Origin of the sequence: Geodermatophilus nigrescens, assembly GCF_900129495.1 — a bacterium.
Taxonomy (GTDB): Bacteria; Actinomycetota; Actinomycetes; order Mycobacteriales; family Geodermatophilaceae; genus Geodermatophilus; species Geodermatophilus nigrescens.
In genome coordinates this window covers 657341-674298 of record NZ_FQVX01000003.1, presented here as the reverse complement: position 1 = coordinate 674298, position 16958 = coordinate 657341, and the positions used below count along the sequence as shown (strand labels likewise).

Annotated in this window: 13 protein-coding genes; 8 read left to right on the top strand and 5 right to left on the bottom strand. The window is 77.0% G+C overall.

All coding sequences use genetic code 11. The annotated features are described in order from the left end of the window. Position 1: 1 nt before the first annotated feature. A complete protein-coding gene (locus BUE37_RS16915; protein ID WP_073421514.1) occupies positions 2–1207 on the bottom strand; it encodes a 5-(carboxyamino)imidazole ribonucleotide synthase in 1206 nt (401 codons plus the stop codon). 78 nt (positions 1208–1285) lie between these two features. Here BUE37_RS16915 and BUE37_RS16910 point away from each other — a divergent pair, with 78 nt between their 5' ends. After that, on the top strand, positions 1286–1885 hold the full coding sequence (locus tag BUE37_RS16910) for a GtrA family protein (protein ID WP_073421513.1): 600 nt from the start codon (positions 1286–1288) through the stop codon (positions 1883–1885). A 37-nt stretch (positions 1886–1922) separates the two neighbouring features. Here BUE37_RS16910 and BUE37_RS16905 read toward each other — a convergent pair whose 3' ends face one another. Together BUE37_RS16905 and BUE37_RS16900 are read right to left on the bottom strand one after the other, a co-directional pair. Further along, positions 1923–4883 carry an AAA family ATPase gene (locus BUE37_RS16905; protein ID WP_073421965.1) on the bottom strand — a complete coding sequence of 987 codons (2961 nt, stop codon included), beginning with the start codon at positions 4881–4883 and terminating at the stop codon, positions 1923–1925. Then, on the bottom strand, positions 4880–6028 hold the full coding sequence (locus BUE37_RS16900; protein ID WP_073421512.1) for an exonuclease SbcCD subunit D: 1149 nt from the start codon (positions 6026–6028) through the stop codon (positions 4880–4882). Before BUE37_RS16900 ends, BUE37_RS16905 begins: the two co-directional genes overlap by 4 nt. 121 nt (positions 6029–6149) lie before the next feature. On the opposite strand from BUE37_RS16900, the gene BUE37_RS16895 reads away from it, so the two are divergent. Next, positions 6150–8591, top strand: a complete 2442-nt coding sequence (locus tag BUE37_RS16895) for a protein kinase domain-containing protein (protein WP_073421511.1) — start codon at positions 6150–6152, stop codon at positions 8589–8591. 35 nt (positions 8592–8626) lie between these two features. Here the strand turns inward: BUE37_RS16895 and BUE37_RS16890 are convergent, their stop codons facing one another. Together BUE37_RS16890 and BUE37_RS16885 are read right to left on the bottom strand one after the other, a co-directional pair. Further along, positions 8627–9187: a PH domain-containing protein gene (locus tag BUE37_RS16890; protein WP_073421510.1), complete on the bottom strand. Its 561-nt coding sequence runs from the start codon at positions 9185–9187 to the stop codon at positions 8627–8629. A gap of 31 nt (positions 9188–9218) precedes the next feature. Next, positions 9219–10058, bottom strand: a complete 840-nt coding sequence (locus tag BUE37_RS16885) for a biotin--[acetyl-CoA-carboxylase] ligase (RefSeq protein ID WP_073421509.1) — start codon at positions 10056–10058, stop codon at positions 9219–9221. A 19-nt stretch (positions 10059–10077) separates the two neighbouring features. On the opposite strand from BUE37_RS16885, the gene BUE37_RS16880 reads away from it, so the two are divergent. From BUE37_RS16880 to BUE37_RS16855, 6 genes are all read left to right on the top strand, one after another. Next, positions 10078–11703: an acyl-CoA carboxylase subunit beta gene (locus BUE37_RS16880; protein WP_073421964.1), complete on the top strand. Its 1626-nt coding sequence runs from the start codon at positions 10078–10080 to the stop codon at positions 11701–11703. Beyond that, positions 11700–11915 carry an acyl-CoA carboxylase subunit epsilon gene (locus BUE37_RS16875; RefSeq protein WP_073421508.1) on the top strand — a complete coding sequence of 72 codons (216 nt, stop codon included), beginning with the start codon at positions 11700–11702 and terminating at the stop codon, positions 11913–11915. The genes BUE37_RS16880 and BUE37_RS16875 overlap by 4 nt, the downstream gene beginning before the upstream one ends. Then, the gene (locus BUE37_RS16870) at positions 11912–12514 is read left to right on the top strand and encodes a Maf family protein (RefSeq protein WP_073421507.1); all 603 of its coding nucleotides are present in this window, start codon (positions 11912–11914) and stop codon (positions 12512–12514) included. The genes BUE37_RS16875 and BUE37_RS16870 overlap by 4 nt, the downstream gene beginning before the upstream one ends. Positions 12515–12581: 67 nt before the next feature. Next, the gene (locus tag BUE37_RS16865) at positions 12582–14567 is read left to right on the top strand and encodes an LGFP repeat-containing protein (protein ID WP_139253016.1); all 1986 of its coding nucleotides are present in this window, start codon (positions 12582–12584) and stop codon (positions 14565–14567) included. Beyond that, on the top strand, positions 14564–15046 hold the full coding sequence (locus BUE37_RS16860; protein ID WP_073421505.1) for a hypothetical protein: 483 nt from the start codon (positions 14564–14566) through the stop codon (positions 15044–15046). Before BUE37_RS16865 ends, BUE37_RS16860 begins: the two co-directional genes overlap by 4 nt. 99 nt (positions 15047–15145) lie before the next feature. After that, complete coding sequence (locus BUE37_RS16855) at positions 15146–16915, top strand: acetyl/propionyl/methylcrotonyl-CoA carboxylase subunit alpha (RefSeq protein WP_073421504.1); 1770 nt, start codon at positions 15146–15148, stop codon at positions 16913–16915. Positions 16916–16958 lie beyond the last annotated feature (43 nt).

Sequence of the window (16958 nt, the reverse complement as noted above, 5' to 3'; positions counted from 1 at the left end):
CTCAGTGCTCCTCGGGGAAGGCGAAGGCCGGGTCGACCTCGCCGTCGGCGAGGTAGCGGGCGGCGGCGACGGCGCGGGCGCGGACCTGCTCGAGGTCCTCGCCGAGCGCGGTGACGTGGCCGAGCTTGCGGCCGGGGCGCTGGCCCTTGCCGTACCAGTGCAGCTTCACGTCGGGCCAGTGCGCCATGAGGTGGTGGACGCGCTCGTCGAGGCCCGGCCCGTCCCAGCCCCCCTCCGAGGCGCGCCCGCCGAGCACGTTGGCCATGACGACGGCGGGCGCGGCCATCGCCGTCGACCCCAGCGGGTAGTCGAGGACGGCGCGCAGGTGCTGCTCGAACTGGCTGGTGCGGGCGCCCTCGATGGTCCAGTGCCCGGAGTTGTGCGGGCGCATGGCCAGCTCGTTGACCAGCACGCCGCCGGGGGTCTGGAACAGCTCGACGGCCATGACGCCGACGACGCCGACCCGGTCGGCGATGCGCACGGCGAGTTCCTGGGCGGCGCCGGCGGTCTCCTCGTCGAGGCCCGGCGCGGGCGCGAGCACCTCGGTGTTGATGCCGTCGCGCTGCACGGTCTCCACGACCGGCCAGACGGCGACCTGCCCGAACGGCGACCGGGCCACCAGCACCGCGAGCTCGCGGACCAGTTCCACCCGCTGCTCGACGAGCAGGGTGCCGTGCGCGGCGAGCAGCTCGGCGGCCTCCTCCGCGGCGCCGACGACGAACACGCCCCGGCCGTCGTAGCCGCCGCGCGGGGTCTTCACGACCACCGGCCAGCCGACCGCCTCGCCGAGGTCGGTGATGCCCTGCAGCGTCTGCACCTCGGCCCACTGCGGCTGCGGCTCGCCGGCCGCGGCCAGGGCGCGGCGCAGGACCAGCTTGTCCTGCGCGTGCACCAGGGCGTCCGGGCCGGGCGCGACGCGCACCCCCTCGGCGACCAGGGCGTGCAGGTGCTCGGTCGGCACGTGCTCGTGGTCGAAGGTGAGCACGGTGGCGCCGTCGGCCGCGGCGCGCAGGGCGTCGAGGTCGCGGTGGTCGCCGATCCGGACGTCGGCGGCGACCAGCGCCGCCGACTCGTCGGGCCCGGTGGACAGCACGCGCAGCGACTGGCCGAGGGCGATGGCGGCCTGGTGGGTCATGCGGGCCAGCTGGCCCCCGCCCACCATGGCGACGACGGGCAGACCGGTCCGCGGGTCGGTCGGGGCAGGCACGGTTGACCACCGTAGCGAGCGGCCCGTCCGGCGTCGGTGCCACCGGAGGAGGCCCCCGGGTCCGTACAGTCGGCAGGCGTGCCGCTGCTGCCCGCCCTCCGCCGTCGCGTCGGCAGCACCTGGCACCTGCTGCTCAAGGAGCTGAGCGCCTTCGGCGCGGTGGGCGCGGCCTGCTTCGTGCTCGACGTCGGCCTGTTCCAGCTGCTCTACACCTCGGGCAGCGGCGCGGTGACGGCGAAGCTCGTGGCGACGGTGGTGTCCACGACCGCGGCCTACCTCGGGCACCGGTTCTGGTCGTTCGCGCACCGCGAGCGCTCGGGCTACCGGCGCGAGTACGTCGTCTTCGTGCTGGTCAACGGGCTCACGTTGCTCATCGGCCTGGCGCTGGTGGCCTTCGTGCGGCACCCGCTGGGCCAGGAGCACGCGCTGGTGCTGCAGGCGGCCAACGTCGCCTCGATCGGGTTGGGCACGGTGATCCGCTGGTTCGCCTACCGGCGGTGGGTCTTCCGCGCCGTGGCCGAGCCGCCCGCCGCAGGGTCGCCCTCCCCGGCGTCGCCTCCCGCGGTGTCCCCCGCCGCTCCGCGCCCGGCCGACCCGCGCACGGCGGTCCCGGCCGTCGGCGCTGCCGCCGTCGGGCGGCGGGTGGGCGGCGCGGAGCCGGCCCGCAGCGGCGCCTGACCTCCCCCGCCGGGGTCCACCTCGGCCCTGCCGGGGTTCACCCCGCCAGGCGTGACCCCGACCGGCCGGCCACGACCTCCAGCCGGGTGGGCACGCGGGTGCGCAGCTCCTCCAGGTGGCTGATCACCCCGACCGTGCGCCCGCCGCGGCGCAGCTCGTCGAGCACGGTCATCACCGCGTCGAGGGCGTGCGCGTCGAGCGTGCCGAAGCCCTCGTCGACGAACAGCGTGTCCATCTGCACGCCGCCGGCCTCCGCGGTGACGACGTCGGCCAGCCCGAGGGCCAGCGCGAGCGAGGCCATGAAGCTCTCGCCGCCTGATAGCGTCTTGGTGGGCCGCCGGGTGCCGGTGTACTCGTCGAGCACGTCGAGGCCGAGGCCGCCGCGGGCGCCGTGGCGGCCCAGCGCGTCGCTGTGCAGGAACGTGTAGCGCCCGCGCGACATCTCCTGCAGCCGCCGGCTGGCCACCTCCGCCACCTGCTCCAGCCGCGCGGCGAGCACGAAGGACTGCAGCCGCATCCGCAGCGTGTTGGCGCCGCGCCCGCCCACGAGGTCGGCCAGCGCCGCGACCTGCCCGGCGCGCGCGGTGCGGTCGGCGAGCTCCTCCTCCGCGGCCACGACGTCGCCGGCCAGCCCGTCGAGCGCCCCGGCGCACCGGCGGGCCTGGTCGAGGGCGGTGACGGCGTCCTCGCGGCGGGCGGTCAGCGCGGCGCAGCGCTCCTGCAGCGCGCCGACGTCGGGCCGCTCGCCCAGGTCGGCGAGATCGGGGTCGGCCAGCGTGGCCGCGGCGACCGACCGGGCCTCGTCGTGCGCCCGCAGCCGCGCGTCGAGGGAGGCCAGGTCGCCCGCGGGCAGCAGCGCCGCGGCGGCGTCGAGGACGTCGGCGAAGCCGGCCGCGGCCGACCGCTCCTCGGCCGCGGCCTGCGCGGCGGCGGCGGACTCGGCGGCGCGGACCTCCTCGGCGGCCGCGGCCACGGCCGCCTCGCAGCGCTCGGCCGCGGCGGTCAGCCGGGTGGTGCGGGTGCGCAGGTCCGGGTCCTCCCCGCGGGCGGCGTCGACGCGGGCCGCGGCCTCGGCGGCGCCCTGCCCGGCGGCGGCCTGCTCGGCAGTGCGCCGCTGCAGCGCCTCCCGGTCGGCGGCCAGCGCGGCGGCGGTGGCGTCGCGGCGCCGCTCGGCCGCGGCGAGGGCGGCGCGGGCGGCGTCGGCCCCGCGGGCGAGGGCGGCCACCTCGTCGCGCTCGACCCGCGCGGCGGCGGCCCGGTCGGCCAGCTCGGCGGGAGGGACCTCGCCGGCGCGGGCGCGCAGGACCGCGAGCTCCCGCTCCCGCTCCTCGACGACCCGGCCCGCGGCGGTGCGCCGCTCGTCGGCGGCGTCGACGGCCGCGCGGGCGCGCTCCTCGTCGTCGGCGGTGACCCGGGCACCGGCCGCCGCGGCCGGGCGCGGGTGCTCCGTGGCGCCGCAGACCGGGCAGTCGGCGCCGTCGGTGAGCCCGGCGGCGAGCTCGGCGGCCATCCCGTCGAGCCGGGCGGTGCGCACCTCGACGAGGCGCTCGCGGGCGTCGACCCAGGCGACCCGGGCGGCCTCGGCCCCGGCGCGGGCGGCGGCCAGCCGGCTGGTGAGCGCCTCGGCGCGGGTGGCGGCGTCGAGCGCGGCGCGGGCGGCCTCCTCGGCGGCGACCAGGCCGGGCAGCCGGGCCGCGGCGGCCGCCGCGGCGTCGAGGCGGGCCTGCGCGGCCGCCACCCGGGCCGGCTCCTCCTCGACGGCGCGCGCGCCGTCGGTGCAGGCGGCGGTCAGCCGGGTGACCTCCCCGGCCAGCCGGGCGGCCTCGGCGGCGAGCTCACGGGCGCGGGCGGCCTCGGGCAGCAGGGCGCGGGCGTGCGCGGCGGCGTCGCGCAGCTCCCGCGCGGTGGTAGCGGCGGCGGGGCGGCCGTCGGCCACGGCGGCCCACGCGCGGTCGGCGGCCGCGCGGGCGGCGGTGGCCCGCTCGGCGGCGAGGGCGGCGCGGCCGGCGGCCTCGAGCGCGTCGCGCAGCACCTCGGCGCGGCGGCCGGCGTCGGCCCGGGCACGCAGCGGCGCCAGCTCCGGCTCGCGGGCGGTGAGCTCCTCCAGCCGGGCGCGGGCGCGGGCGCGGCGGGCGTGCCGGTCGGCCAGCGCGCGGGCGGCGGCGAGCTCGGCGTCGACCCGGGCGCTCTCCTCCGCGGCGGCCGCGGCGCCGGCCTCGGCGGCGGTGAGCCGCTGCGCCGCGCCGGCCCGCACGCTGCGCACCCACGCGCCGACCGAGGCGCCCGGCCGCGCGCCGACCAGCTCGGGCGCGAGCTCCTCGGGCACCTCGACGTCGGCGATCTGCGCGACCCGGTGCAGCAGCGTGCTCACCCGGTGCCGGTCGGACCGCAGCGCCTCCTCGGCGGCCCGCCGCTCGCCGGCCAGCCACTCCTCGGCGCGGGCGAACCGGTCGACGTCGAACAGCGTGCGCAGCAGCTTGGCGCGGTCCTCGGGCTCGGCGCGCAGGAAGCGGGCGAAGTCCCCCTGGGGCAGCAGCACGACCTGGCAGAACTGCTCGGCCGACAGGCCCAGCCGCACCCGCAGGTACTCCGAGCCCTCGTCGATGCGGGTGCTCACCGGCTCCCAGGTGCCGCCGGCCCAGCGCTGCACGGTGAGCTTGGCCTGCTCGGTGGTCTCGCCGGCGCCGCGCTTCTTCGGCCGGGTCTGCTCCGGCCGGCGGGTGACCAGCAGCCGCTCGCCGGCGAGGGTGAGCTCGCAGGTGACCTCGGTGCGGGTGGCGGCGTCGGCGTGGTCGCTGCGCAGCCGCCGCGCCTCGCCGCGGGCCCCGGGCACGACGCCGTAGAGGGCGAACACGACGGCGTCGAGCAGGGTGGTCTTGCCGGCGCCGGTGGGGCCCCAGAGCAGGAACAGCCCGTCGCGGGCGACGTCGTCGACGTCGACGGTCTCGGTGCCCGCGAAGGGCCCGAAGGCGGTGAGCGTCAGGGTGTGCAGCCTCACCGGCACAGCTCCTCGCGGGCGGCCGCGCCGAGCGCCCGCCCCAGCAGGTCGCGCTCGGGCGCGCTGGCCCCCACCCCGCCGCGCACGTGGGCGACGAACTCCCCGGCGACGTCGAGGTCGCCGCGGCCGCGCAGCCGCTCCTGGTAGCTGCGCCCGTCGGAGGTGCCGCCCCCGGACCACTCCAGGTGCACGCAGTGCGGGAAGCGGGTGCGCAGCCGGCGCATCGGGTCGGAGGGCCGGACGTCGTCGGTGAGCCGGGCGGACACGAACGCCTCCTCCGCCGCGGCGTGCGCGGGATCGGCCAGCAGCTCCTCCAGGGTGCCGGTGAGCACGGTGAGCGCGCGCGGCAGGGGCAGCGGCACCTCGCGCACGCCGGCCAGCCCGCCGCCGTCGAGGTCGACCAGCCACGCCTGCTTGTCCTGGCCCGCCTCGCCGAAGGAGTACGGCAGCGGCGAGCCGCTGTAGCGCAGCCGGTCGCTGAGCGACTGCGGCCGGTGCAGGTGGCCCAGTGCCACGTAGTCGACGCCGTCGAAGACCGACGCGGGGACGATGTCGACGCCGCCCACGCAGATGTCGCGCTCGCTCTCGCTGGCCAGGCCGCCGCCGACGAAGGCGTGCGCCAGCACCACCGAGCGGGTGCCCGGGCGCAGGAACAGGTCGGCGCGCACCCGGTCCATCGCCGCCCGCAGCACCGCCTCGTGACTCCGCGCGTCCAGCAACCCCAGCTCGTGCCGCGCGATCTCCGGCTCCAGGTACGGCAGCCCGTACAGCGCGACGTCGCCGTGCGCGTCGGACAGCAGCACCGGCTCGTCGAGCCCCGCGACGGTGGCGCGCACGTGCACGCCGGAGACGGCGAGCAGGCCCGCGGCGAAGTTCAGCCGGCGGGCGGAGTCGTGGTTGCCGGGGGTGAGCACCACCGTGGCGCCGGCCCCGCGCAGCCGGGTGAGCACCCGGTCGAGCACCGCCGTCGCGTCGGCCGAGGGCACCGCCCGGTCGTAGACGTCGCCGGCCACCAGCACGGCGTCGACCCGCTCGGCGGCCACGACCTCGGCCAGGCCGGAGAGCACCGCCTCCTGCTCGGCGAGCAGGTCGGCACCGTGCAGCGACCGGCCGATGTGCCAGTCGGAGGTGTGCAGGAGGCGCATGGGTGCGGAAGGTAGGTCGGGGTACCGACAGAACCGGCCAGGCTCGCCGTGACCGATCGGTCACACACCGCCGCGTCCCGACGCCTTCCCGCCCTCCGCCGCGTGCGGGAGGCTGCGCGGCGTGCCGCTCGCGCCCGGGGACGTGTTCGCCGGCTACACCGTCGTCCGCACGCTCGGCGCCGGCGGCATGGGCGAGGTCCACCTGGCCCGCCACCCGCGGCTGCCCCGGCACGACGCGCTGAAGGTGCTGCGCCCCGAGCACTCCGCCGACCCGCACTTCGCCGCCCGGTTCCGGCGGGAGGCCGACCTGGTGGCCCGCCTCTCGCACCGCAACGTCGTCCCGGTGCTCGACCGCGGCGAGGCCGACGGGCGCCTGTGGCTGACCATGCGCTACGTCGAGGGCACCGACGCCGAGGGCGCCCTGGCCGCCGCGGGCGGGCTGCTGCCGGCCGGCCGCGCGGTGCGGATCGTCGGCGAGGTGGCGGCGGCCCTCGACGCCGCGCACCGCGCCGGCCTGCTGCACCGCGACGTGAAGCCGGCCAACGTGCTGCTCGCGCCGGGCGAGGAGGGCGAGCCCGAGCAGGTGTTCCTCACCGACTTCGGCATCGCCAAGGCCCTCGACGGCGGGACCGCGCTCACCCGCACCGGGATGGTGCTGGCGACGTTCGAGTACGCCTCGCCCGAGCAGATCGAGTCCCGGCCGCTGGACGCGCGCTCCGACGTCTACTCCCTCGGCTGCCTGCTGCACCGCCTGCTGACCGGGCAGGTGCCCTTCCCCGGTGCCTCGGTCATGGCCTCGCTGCACGGCCACCTCACCGCGCCGCCGCCCCGGCCGACCGCGCTCGCGCCCTGGCTGCCGCCGGGCCTCGACGACGTCGTCGCCCGGGCGATGGCCAAGGACCCCGCCGGGCGGTTCCCCACCTGCCGGGCGCTGGCGGCGGCCGCCTCCGCCGCGCTGGCCGACCTCCCGCCGGCCCCGCCGCCGCCCTACCGGCTCACGCTCCCGTCGGGGCAGGCCGTGTCCACCGCCGACCTGTCCGCGGCCGAGACCGAGCACCTGTCCGGGCTGCTCCGGCGCACCCGCTTCTTCGACCTGCCGCCCGTGCTGCCCGGGGACCTGCCCGAGCCGCGGACCGCGACGGCCCTCCACCGGGGTCCGGCTCGCCCGGTGACCGTCGAGATCGCCACCGCGACGACGACCCGGCGGGTGACCGCCGACCTCGCCGACGCGCGCCGCCCGCCGGAGTTCGAGGAGCTGGCCGCGACGGTCGCCGCCACCCGGCCCCGCGTGCGCCCCGCCCCTCCGCCGCCGCCCCCGCCGCCACCCCGGCCCCGGCCGGCCGCGCCGACCACCGTCACGACCCCGGCCGTCCGGCCGCCGGAGCACGCCCCGCCGGTCCCGACGCCGGTCCCGGCACCGGTTCCGGTCCCGACGCCGGCCGCCCGGCTCCCCGCGCGCGGGCGGGCCGCCCGGTGGGCCGTCGCGGGGGTGGCCGCCCTCGTGCTCGCCGGGGCCGGCGGCACGGTGTGGCTCCTCGGGCGCGACGACCCGGCGGGCGGCGACGGCGCCGCGTCTCCCGGCACGACGACCGGGGCGGCGGGCACCTCGGACGGGACGACGGACGGGACGACGGACGGGACGACGGACGGGACGACGGCGGCGGGCACCGACGCCCCCGGCGCCGCGCTGGCCGCCCTGCCCCGGTCCGCGCCGCTGCCCGACGGGGCCGTGCTCGTCTCCCGGGAGCTCGACGGCGAGGTGGACCTGCTGGCCGTCGACACCGCCACCGGCGCGGCGGTCCCGCTCACCACCGCGGCGGGGGCCGACGTCGGCGCCGTCGTCTCCCCCGACCGGCGCACCGTCGTCTACGGCAACGTCACCGAGGCCGGCGGGGAGCTGCGCGCCGTCGGCGCCGACGGCAGCGGGGACCGGCCGCTGTTCACGGCGCCGCTGGAGGGCTGCGCCGACCCCGGCCGGCCGGCGTGGGACCCCGTCGACCCGACGCGGCTGGCCCTGACGTGCGCCGGCGGCGACGGCGTCTCGCTGCACCTCGTCACGCTCGACGGCGCGGTCGGCCCCGCGCTGGCCACCGCGCCCGCGCTCGGCGACCCGGCGTTCTCCCCCGACGGCACGACCGTCGTCTACTGGGCCGGGCAGGACCCGGAGCGCGACGGCGGCTCGCTGTTCGCCGTCGCCGCGGCCGGCGGGGACCCCGAGCCGCTGACCGACGAGGAGGACGGCAGCGACGCCGACCCGTCCTTCTCCCCCGACGGGCGCACGCTGGCCTTCCGGCGGGAGATCGTCGGCGGGCAGCGCGGCATCGTCACCATGGGTGCCGACGGGTCCGGCCCGCGATTCGTCACGTCGGGCTCGTTCGACCAGGACCCCGTCTGGTCACCGCGGGGCGACGCGCTCGCCTACAAGAGCAACCGGGCCGGCGACGCCGCGCCGCCCGGGGACCAGCTCTGGGTCACCGACCCCGACGGGCTCGACCCGCGCCAGGTGCCCGCCGAGGAGGGCGTGCTGGTCAACGCCGTCGCCTGGGGACCGCCGGCCGGCTGAGCCTCAGGGCAGCGGGGCCTCAGGGCAGCGGGGCCTCAGGGCAGCGGGCTGGTGCTCCAGCGGTCGTCCGCGGGCTCCCACGCGTCGGGGACCTCGCCGTACGCCCGCTCGGCGTCGTCCTCGACCAGCTGTGCGACCAGCGCCTGCACCCCGTCGCTGTCCGGCACGCGGGCGAGCACCAGCGGGCCGGCGTCGCCGGCCGACTCGACGGTGACCGTTCCCGACCGCACGACCCGCTGCCACAGCGTCTGCCGGCTGGAGACGTCGGTGATCCGCGACAGCGCGACGTCGCGTCCGCGGCGGGTCAGCACGCCCGTGCGCACCAGCAGCCGGTGCGTGGTGAGGACGTAGTGCGTGGTGCGCCAGCGGACCACCGGCCGCACGACCGTGACCGCCAGGACGACGAGCACCACCCCCAGCAGCGCCATGCGCAGGACGCCCTGCTGGCGGCCGTCGGGCACCAGCGCCGCGAGGTAGGACGCCCCGCCGACGACGGCGAGCAGCCGGACCACCGGCCAGAACAGCGTCAGCCCGTGCGGGTGCAGGTGCGCGACGACCTCCTCGTCGTCGGCGAGCAGCTTGTCGGGGAAGGCCACCCCGCCAGGATGACCGAGCGGAGGCGGGTGGTCAGGCTCCGCGCGGGCGTGTCCGCACGTGGCGCACGTCGCCACTGGCGAGCTCCACCGTGCCGCCGCCGGTGTCGAGCACGAGCCGGCCGTCCCAGTCGACGGCGGTGGCGGTGCCCGCGAGCTCCGACCCGTCGGGCATGGTGACGGTGACCTCGGCGCCGACGGTCGAGCACCAGGCCAGGTAGTCGGCGGCCAGCCCCGTGGACACCGGGTCGCCGAGCGCCGCGGTCCACGCGAGGTAGCGGCGCTCGAGCGCGCGCAGGAACGCCAGCAGCAGCGGCCCCCGGTCGACGGGCGCGCCGGCGACCAGCGCCAGCGACGTCCCGGTGGGCGGCAGCTCCTCGCGGCGGGTGTTCACGTTCAGCCCGGTGCCGACCACGACGGCGGTGCCGGTGACCTCGGCGAGGATCCCGGCGAGCTTCGTCCCGTCGGCGGCCAGCAGGTCGTTGGGCCACTTGAGCGAGCTGCGGACGCCGGAGACCTCGCCGACGGCCTCGCCGAGCGCGATCCCGGTGAGCAGCGGCAGCCAGCCGCGGCGGGCGGCGGGCACGTCGGGGCGCAGCAGCACCGAGACGGTCAGCCCGGCGCGCGGCGGGGAGGTCCAGGTGCGGTCGAGCCGGCCGCGGCCGGAGACCTGGTGCTCGGCGACCAGGACGGTGCCCTCGGGGGCGTCGCCGGCGGCCCGTGCGGCGAGGTCGGCGTTGGTGGAGCCGACCTCCGGCGCCACCTCCAACGAGCGCCACAACCGGCTGTCGCGGACCAGCGCCGCCTGCAGCGCGGCGGCGTCGAGCGGCGGTCGGTCCAGCTCCGACCAGCGGGCGGAGGGCGCGTCGGGCACTCCCCTACGCTACGGCCCCGTGAGCGCTGCCGAACTCGAGAGCGCGGGCGACTCCGTCCCGGCCGACGTCGACATCCACACGACCGCCGGCAAGCTGGCGGACTTCGAGCGGCGGGTGCAGGAGGCCGTCCACGCCGGCTCCGAGCGCGCCGTCGAGAAGCAGCACGCGGCGGGCAAGATGACCGCCCGCGAGCGGATCGAGGCCCTGCTGGACCCGGGCTCGTTCACCGAGCTCGACGAGTTCGCCCGCCACCGCTCGAGCAACTTCGGGATGGACTCGCGCCGGCCCTTCGGCGACGGCGTCGTCACCGGGTACGGGACCGTCGACGGCCGCCCGGTGTGCGTCTTCTCCCAGGACGTCACCGTCTTCGGCGGCAGCCTCGGCGAGGTCTACGGCGAGAAGATCGTCAAGGTGCTCGACCTGGCCATCCGCAACGGCTGCCCGGTCATCGGCATCAACGAGGGCGGCGGCGCGCGCATCCAGGAGGGCGTGGTCTCCCTCGGCCTCTACGGCGAGATCTTCCAGCGCAACGTGCACGCCTCCGGCGTCATCCCGCAGATCTCCCTGGTGATGGGCGCCGCGGCCGGCGGGCACGTCTACTCCCCCGCGCTCACCGACTTCATCGTCATGGTCGACGGGACCTCGCAGATGTTCATCACCGGCCCCGACGTGGTGAAGACGGTGACCGGCGAGGACGTCACGCTCGAGGAGCTGGGCGGCGCCCGCACGCACAACACCAAGTCCGGCGTGGCCCACTACCTGGCCGAGGACGAGACCGACGCCCTCGACTACGTCAAGGCGCTGCTGTCCTACCTGCCGAGCAACAACCTCGACCCGCTGCCGGCCGTCGAGGTCGCCCCCTCCGACACCACGCCGGACGGGGTGACCGAGGAGGACCACGAGCTCGACACGGTGGTCCCCGACTCGGCGAACACCCCCTACGACATGCACACCGTCATCGAGCACGTGCTCGACGACGGCGAGTTCCTCGAGGTGCAGGCGCTGTTCGCGCCGAACATCGTGGTCGGCTTCGGCCGGGTCGAGGGCCGGCCGGTCGGCGTCGTGGCCAACCAGCCCACCCAGTTCGCGGGCACGCTGGACATCGACGCCAGCGAGAAGGCCGCCCGCTTCGTGCGCACCTGCGACGCCTTCAACGTCCCGGTGCTCACCTTCGTCGACGTCCCGGGCTTCCTCCCCGGGACGTCGCAGGAGTGGGAGGGGATCATCCGCCGCGGCGCGAAGCTGATCTACGCCTACGCCGAGGCCACGGTCCCGAAGATCACCGTCATCACGCGCAAGGCCTACGGCGGCGCCTACGACGTCATGGGCTCCAAGCACCTCGGCGCCGACCTGAACCTCGCCTGGCCGACCGCGCAGGTCGCCGTCATGGGCGCCCAGGGCGCGGTGAACATCCTCTACCGGCGCGAGCTGGCCGACTCGCCCGACGCCGACGCCCGCCGCGCGGAGCTCGTCACCGAGTACGAAGACACGCTGCTCTCGCCGTACATCGCGGCCGACCGCGGGTACGTCGACCAGGTGATCCGCCCCTCGGAGACCCGCATCGAGATCACCAAGGCGCTGCGGCTCCTGGCCAACAAGCGCCAGACGCTGCCGCCGAAGAAGCACGGGAACATCCCGCTGTGACCGGGCAGCGCCCCCTGTTGACGGTGGTGAAGGGCGAGCCGACGGCCGAGGAGCTCGCCGCGCTCACCGTCGTCGTCGCCGCGCTGTCCTCGCAGGGCCGTCCGCGGAAGCGCCCGGTCCCGGTCGGCGCGTGGGCCGCGTACGGCGACGCCCACCGGCAGCCGCTGCGGCCGGGCCCCGGCGGCTGGCGCGCCGCGGGACGGCCAGCGTGAGCCGGCGGCTGGTGCTCGCGTCCGCGTCCCCGGCGCGGCTCGCGCTGCTGCGCCAGGCGGGCCTCGCCCCCGAGGTCGTGGTGAGCGACGTCGACGAGACGACGGTGACCGCGGCGCGCGTCTCGGAGAAGGTGGCCCTGCTGGCCGCCGCGAAGGCCACCGCCGTCGCCGGGCGGGAGGACGACGCGCTGGTGATCGGCGCCGACTCCCTGCTGGAGTTCCGCGGCCAGGCGATGGGCAAGCCCGCCGACGCGCAGGAGGCCCGCGAGCGCTGGCGGCGGATGGCCGGCCGCAGCGGCACCCTGCACACCGGCCAGGCGCTGTTCGACGTGCGCGGCGGCGCGGTGGAGTCGCGCGACGTCGTCGTCACGTCCACGGTCGTGCACTTCGCCAGCCCCACCCCGGACGAGGTCGAGGCGTACCTGGCCACCGGCGAGCCGCTGGCCGTGGCCGGCGCGTTCACCCTCGACGGGCTCGGGGCGCCCTTCGTCCGCCGCGTCGAGGGCGACCCCGCGTCGGTGGTCGGGCTGTCGCTCGCGGCACTGCGCGAGCAGCTGCGCCGGCGCGACACCACCATCACCGACCTCTGGCGTCGCTGACGTCACACAGAGTACCGGCACCATCCGCTTTCCGTGAGACCGTAACGGTTCGTCACGGAGGTGTGGGATGACCAGGCGTTGGATGCGCGGCCTCGTCGCCGTCGCGCTGGGCTTCGGGCTGCTGGTGCCGACCGGCGGGACCGCGCAGGCGGACTCCTGGCAGGACCGAGTGGCGGCCGGCAGCACGTACGCCACGAACCGCGGCACGACGATCGCGCTGGCGTGGCTGGACCGGCACACCGGCGACTACCGGGACAACGGCGCCGCCGCGCACACCCGGATCGAGTCGGCCTCGGTGATGAAGGTCTTCATCGCCGAGCACCTGCTCCGCCGGCGCGACCTCGGGCAGATCCGCCTCTCGGCGACGGACGTGAACGACCTGGGCCGGATGCTGCGCGAGTCCGCGGACGCCCCCGCCAGCCGGTTCTGGAGCACCTACGGGGCCAACGCCATCGTCGCCGACGTGATCGGGCGCTACGGGCTGCGCGAGACCGGGCTGACCTCCAACCCCCGCTACTGGGGCAACACGCTCATCACCGCGCACGACATGGTCGTCTTCTACCGCGGCCTGATGGACGGCGTCGGGGGCCTGTCCGCCGGCTCACGTGACTGGATCGTCGAGCAGCTGCGTCAGTCCACCGTGTGGGGCGACGGCGCCCGGCAGTTCTTCGGGCTCCACGACGGCCTCCCCCGCGAGGTGTTCATCCCCCAGAAGCAGGGGTGGATGTGCTGCGTCAACGGCGACATCTACCGCCACTCGAGCGGCTACGTCGGCGGGGACAACCGGTACATCGTGGTCGCCCTGGCCCGCGAGCCCTCCGGCCGGGGAGGCGCGCACACCGAGGAGTCGGTCACCGGCGCGATCCGCACGATGTTCCCGGAGGGGCTGGTCCCCCGCGTGCAGGGACCCATCGGTGAGCACTGGTCCCGCATGGCCGGCGCGTTCGGCCGGCTCGGCTACCCGATGGGCGACCAGATCCCGCTGATCCGCGGCGGAGCACTCAGCCGCTTCCAGGGCGGCTACGTCTACTGGTCCCCCACCACCGGCGCCCACGCCGTGCACGGCCCGATCCTGGACACCTACGGCCTGCACATGTGGGAGGGAGGCCCGCTGGGCTACCCGACCAGCAGCGAGATCCCCATCCGCGGCGGAGCCCTCAACCGCTTCCAGGGCGGCTCCATCTACTGGTCCCCCGCCACCGGGGCGCACGCCGTGTCCGGACCGATCCTCGCCACCTACGGCGCCCACACCTGGGAGGCCGGCCGGCTGGGCTACCCCACCAGCAACCAGATCCCGCTGATCCGCGGTGGAGCCCTGAACCGCTTCCAGGGCGGCTACGTCTACTGGTCCCCCACCACCGGCGCCCACGCCGTGCACGGCCCGATCCTGGACACCTACGGCCTGCACATGTGGGAGGGAGGCCCGCTGGGCTACCCGACCAGCAGCGAGATCCCCATCCGCGGCGGAGCCCTCAACCGCTTCCAGGGCGGCTCCATCTACTGGTCCCCCGCCACCGGGGCGCACGCCGTGTCCGGACCGATCCTCGCCACCTACGGCGCCCACACCTGGGAGGCCGGCCGGCTGGGCTACCCCACCAGCAACCAGATCCCCCTGGTCCGCGGCGGAGCCCTGAACCGCTTCCAGGGCGGCTACGTCTACTGGTCCCCCACCACCGGCGCCCACGCCGTGTGGGGCGACGTCCTGGCGGCCTACGGCAGCCAGGGCTGGGAGCGCGGCCCCCTCGGCTACCCGGTCAGCGCCCTCGTCGAGGACGAGGAGGGCGTGCGGATGGCCTTCCAGGGCGGCAGCATCTCGGTGCCCACGGGCGGCCGGCCCACGATCACCACCACCCCGCCGACGACCACCCCGCCGACGAGCCCCTCCACGCCGGCCCCGACCAGCGCGGCGCCGACGACCGGCGCGGCGCCCACGACGGCCCCGGCGCCCACGACGGCCCCGGCGCCGACGACCGGTGCTGCGCCCACGACCACCCCTGCGCCCACGACGGGCGCTGCGTCGTCCGGCACCCCGGTCGAGGGGCGGCAGCCGTGAGGCCGCTGCTGGGGCTCACCGCAGCGGCCCTCGTGCTCCTGGGGGCCGCCGGCTGCACCGCCTCCGGCGACGACGCCGACGGCGGGTCGCCGGGGACACCCGCCGCCCCCACGGCGCCGGAGCTCGCGGGGCCGGCGGAGGCCGAGGTCCTCGCGGCGCTCCCGGCCGGGGCGGCGACCGGGACGGCGGTCCTCTCTTACGCCGGCCTCGGCGAGCTGCGGGAGCCCTTCACCGGCCAGTGCTCGCACGACGGCGGGTCCACGCGGATCGAGGGCTCCGCCGACACCGCCCGGATCACGCTCGTCGTCGGTCCCGACGGCGCACGGCTCGACCTGGACGACTCGGGGGTCACCTCCTCCACGGAGCTCAGCACCGGCCGCTACGAGGTCTCGGGGAACCACCTGTCCCTGGCCGCGGACCTCGCCCTGGACGGCATGCGGGCAGGATCCGCGGACCTGGAGATCGACTGCGGCGGCTGACCCCCGCTGCGCCCCTCCGCATCCGGGCGGGCTCCCTGTCGCACCGCCCCGGCCGCTCCTGGCTACCCTCCGTGCGGTCGACTGAGAAGGAGAGCCCTGGTGCAGAAGGTCCTGATCGCCAACCGCGGGGAGATCGCGGTCCGCGTCGCCCGCGCCTGCAGGGACGCCGGGCTGACCAGCGTCGCCGTCTACGCCGAGCCCGACCGCGATGCCCTGCACGTGCGCGCCGCCGACGAGGCCTTCGCGCTCGGCGGCACGACGCCCGGTGACTCCTACCTCGTCATCGACAAGATCCTCGACGCCGCGAAGCGGTCCGGCGCCGACGCGATCCACCCCGGCTACGGCTTCCTGTCGGAGAACGCCGGCTTCGCCCAGGCCGTCCTCGACGCCGGGCTCACCTGGATCGGCCCCTCGCCGCAGGCGATCATCGACCTCGGCGACAAGGTGGCCGCCCGCCACATCGCGACCAAGGCCGGCGCGCCCCTGGTCCCCGGCACGAAGGACCCGGTCGGCGGCGCCGACGAGGTGCTCGCCTTCGCCCGGGAGCACGGCCTGCCGGTGGCCATCAAGGCCGCGTTCGGCGGCGGCGGGCGCGGCCTGAAGGTGGCCCGCACCGAGGAGGAGATCCCGGAGCTGTTCGACTCCGCCGTCCGCGAGGCGGTCGCCGCCTTCGGCCGCGGCGAGTGCTTCGTCGAGCGGTTCCTCGACAAGCCGCGGCACGTCGAGGCCCAGGTGCTCGCCGACACGCACGGCAACGTGGTCGTCGTCGGCACCCGCGACTGCTCGCTGCAGCGGCGCAACCAGAAGCTGGTCGAGGAGGCCCCGGCGCCGTTCCTCACCGACGAGCAGCGGGCCCGCATCCACGAGTCGGCCAAGGCGATCTGCCGCGAGGCCGGCTACCACGGCGCCGGCACCGTCGAGTACCTCGTGGGCACCGACGGGTCGATCTCCTTCCTCGAGGTCAACACCCGGCTGCAGGTGGAGCACCCGGTCTCGGAGGAGACCTCCGGCATCGACCTGGTGCGCCAGCAGTTCCGCATCGCCGAGGGCCTCCCGCTGGAGGTCACCGAGGACCCTGCCCCGCGCGGGCACAGCATCGAGTTCCGCATCAACGCCGAGGACGCCGGGCGCAACTTCATGCCCGCCCCCGGCCCGGTCACCCGGCTGGAGATCCCGCAGGGCCCTGGCGTGCGCTGGGACTCCGGGGTCGAGACCGGCGGCGAGGTGGCCGGCGCGTTCGACTCGATGCTGGCCAAGCTGATCGTCACCGGCGCCACCCGCGCCGAGGCGCTGCAGCGGGCCCGGCGCGCGCTCGACGAGCTCGTCGTCGAGGGCATGCCCACGGTGATCCCGTTCCACCGCGCGGTCGTGCGCGACGAGGCGTTCACCAGCGAGCCGTTCACGGTGCACACCCGCTGGATCGAGACCGAGTGGGACAACCAGGTCCCGCCGTACTCCGCCGCCCCGGCCGACGCCGAGGAGGAGGCGCCTCGTCAGACCGTCGTCGTCGAGGTCGGCGGCCGCCGCCTGGAGGTCTCGCTGCCCGCGGGCCTCGCGCTCGGCGGCGGCGCGGCGGCGCCGGCCGGCACCGGGGGCGCCAAGCCGCGCAAGCGCGGCTCGGGCCACGGCGGCTCGGGCGCCTCGGGCGACTCCCTCACCTCGCCGATGCAGGGCACGATCGTGAAGGTCGCCGTCGAGGAGGGCGCGACCGTCGCCGCCGGCGACCTCGTCGTCGTCCTCGAGGCGATGAAGATGGAGCAGCCGCTGACCGCCCACAAGGCGGGCACCGTGACGGGCCTGTCGGCCGAGGTGGGCGCCACCGTCACCAGCGGCGCGGTCATCTGCACGATCGCCGACGCCGCCGAGTAGTCCCCGCGCACGCACGTGGGCCCGCCACCGGATCCCCGGTGGC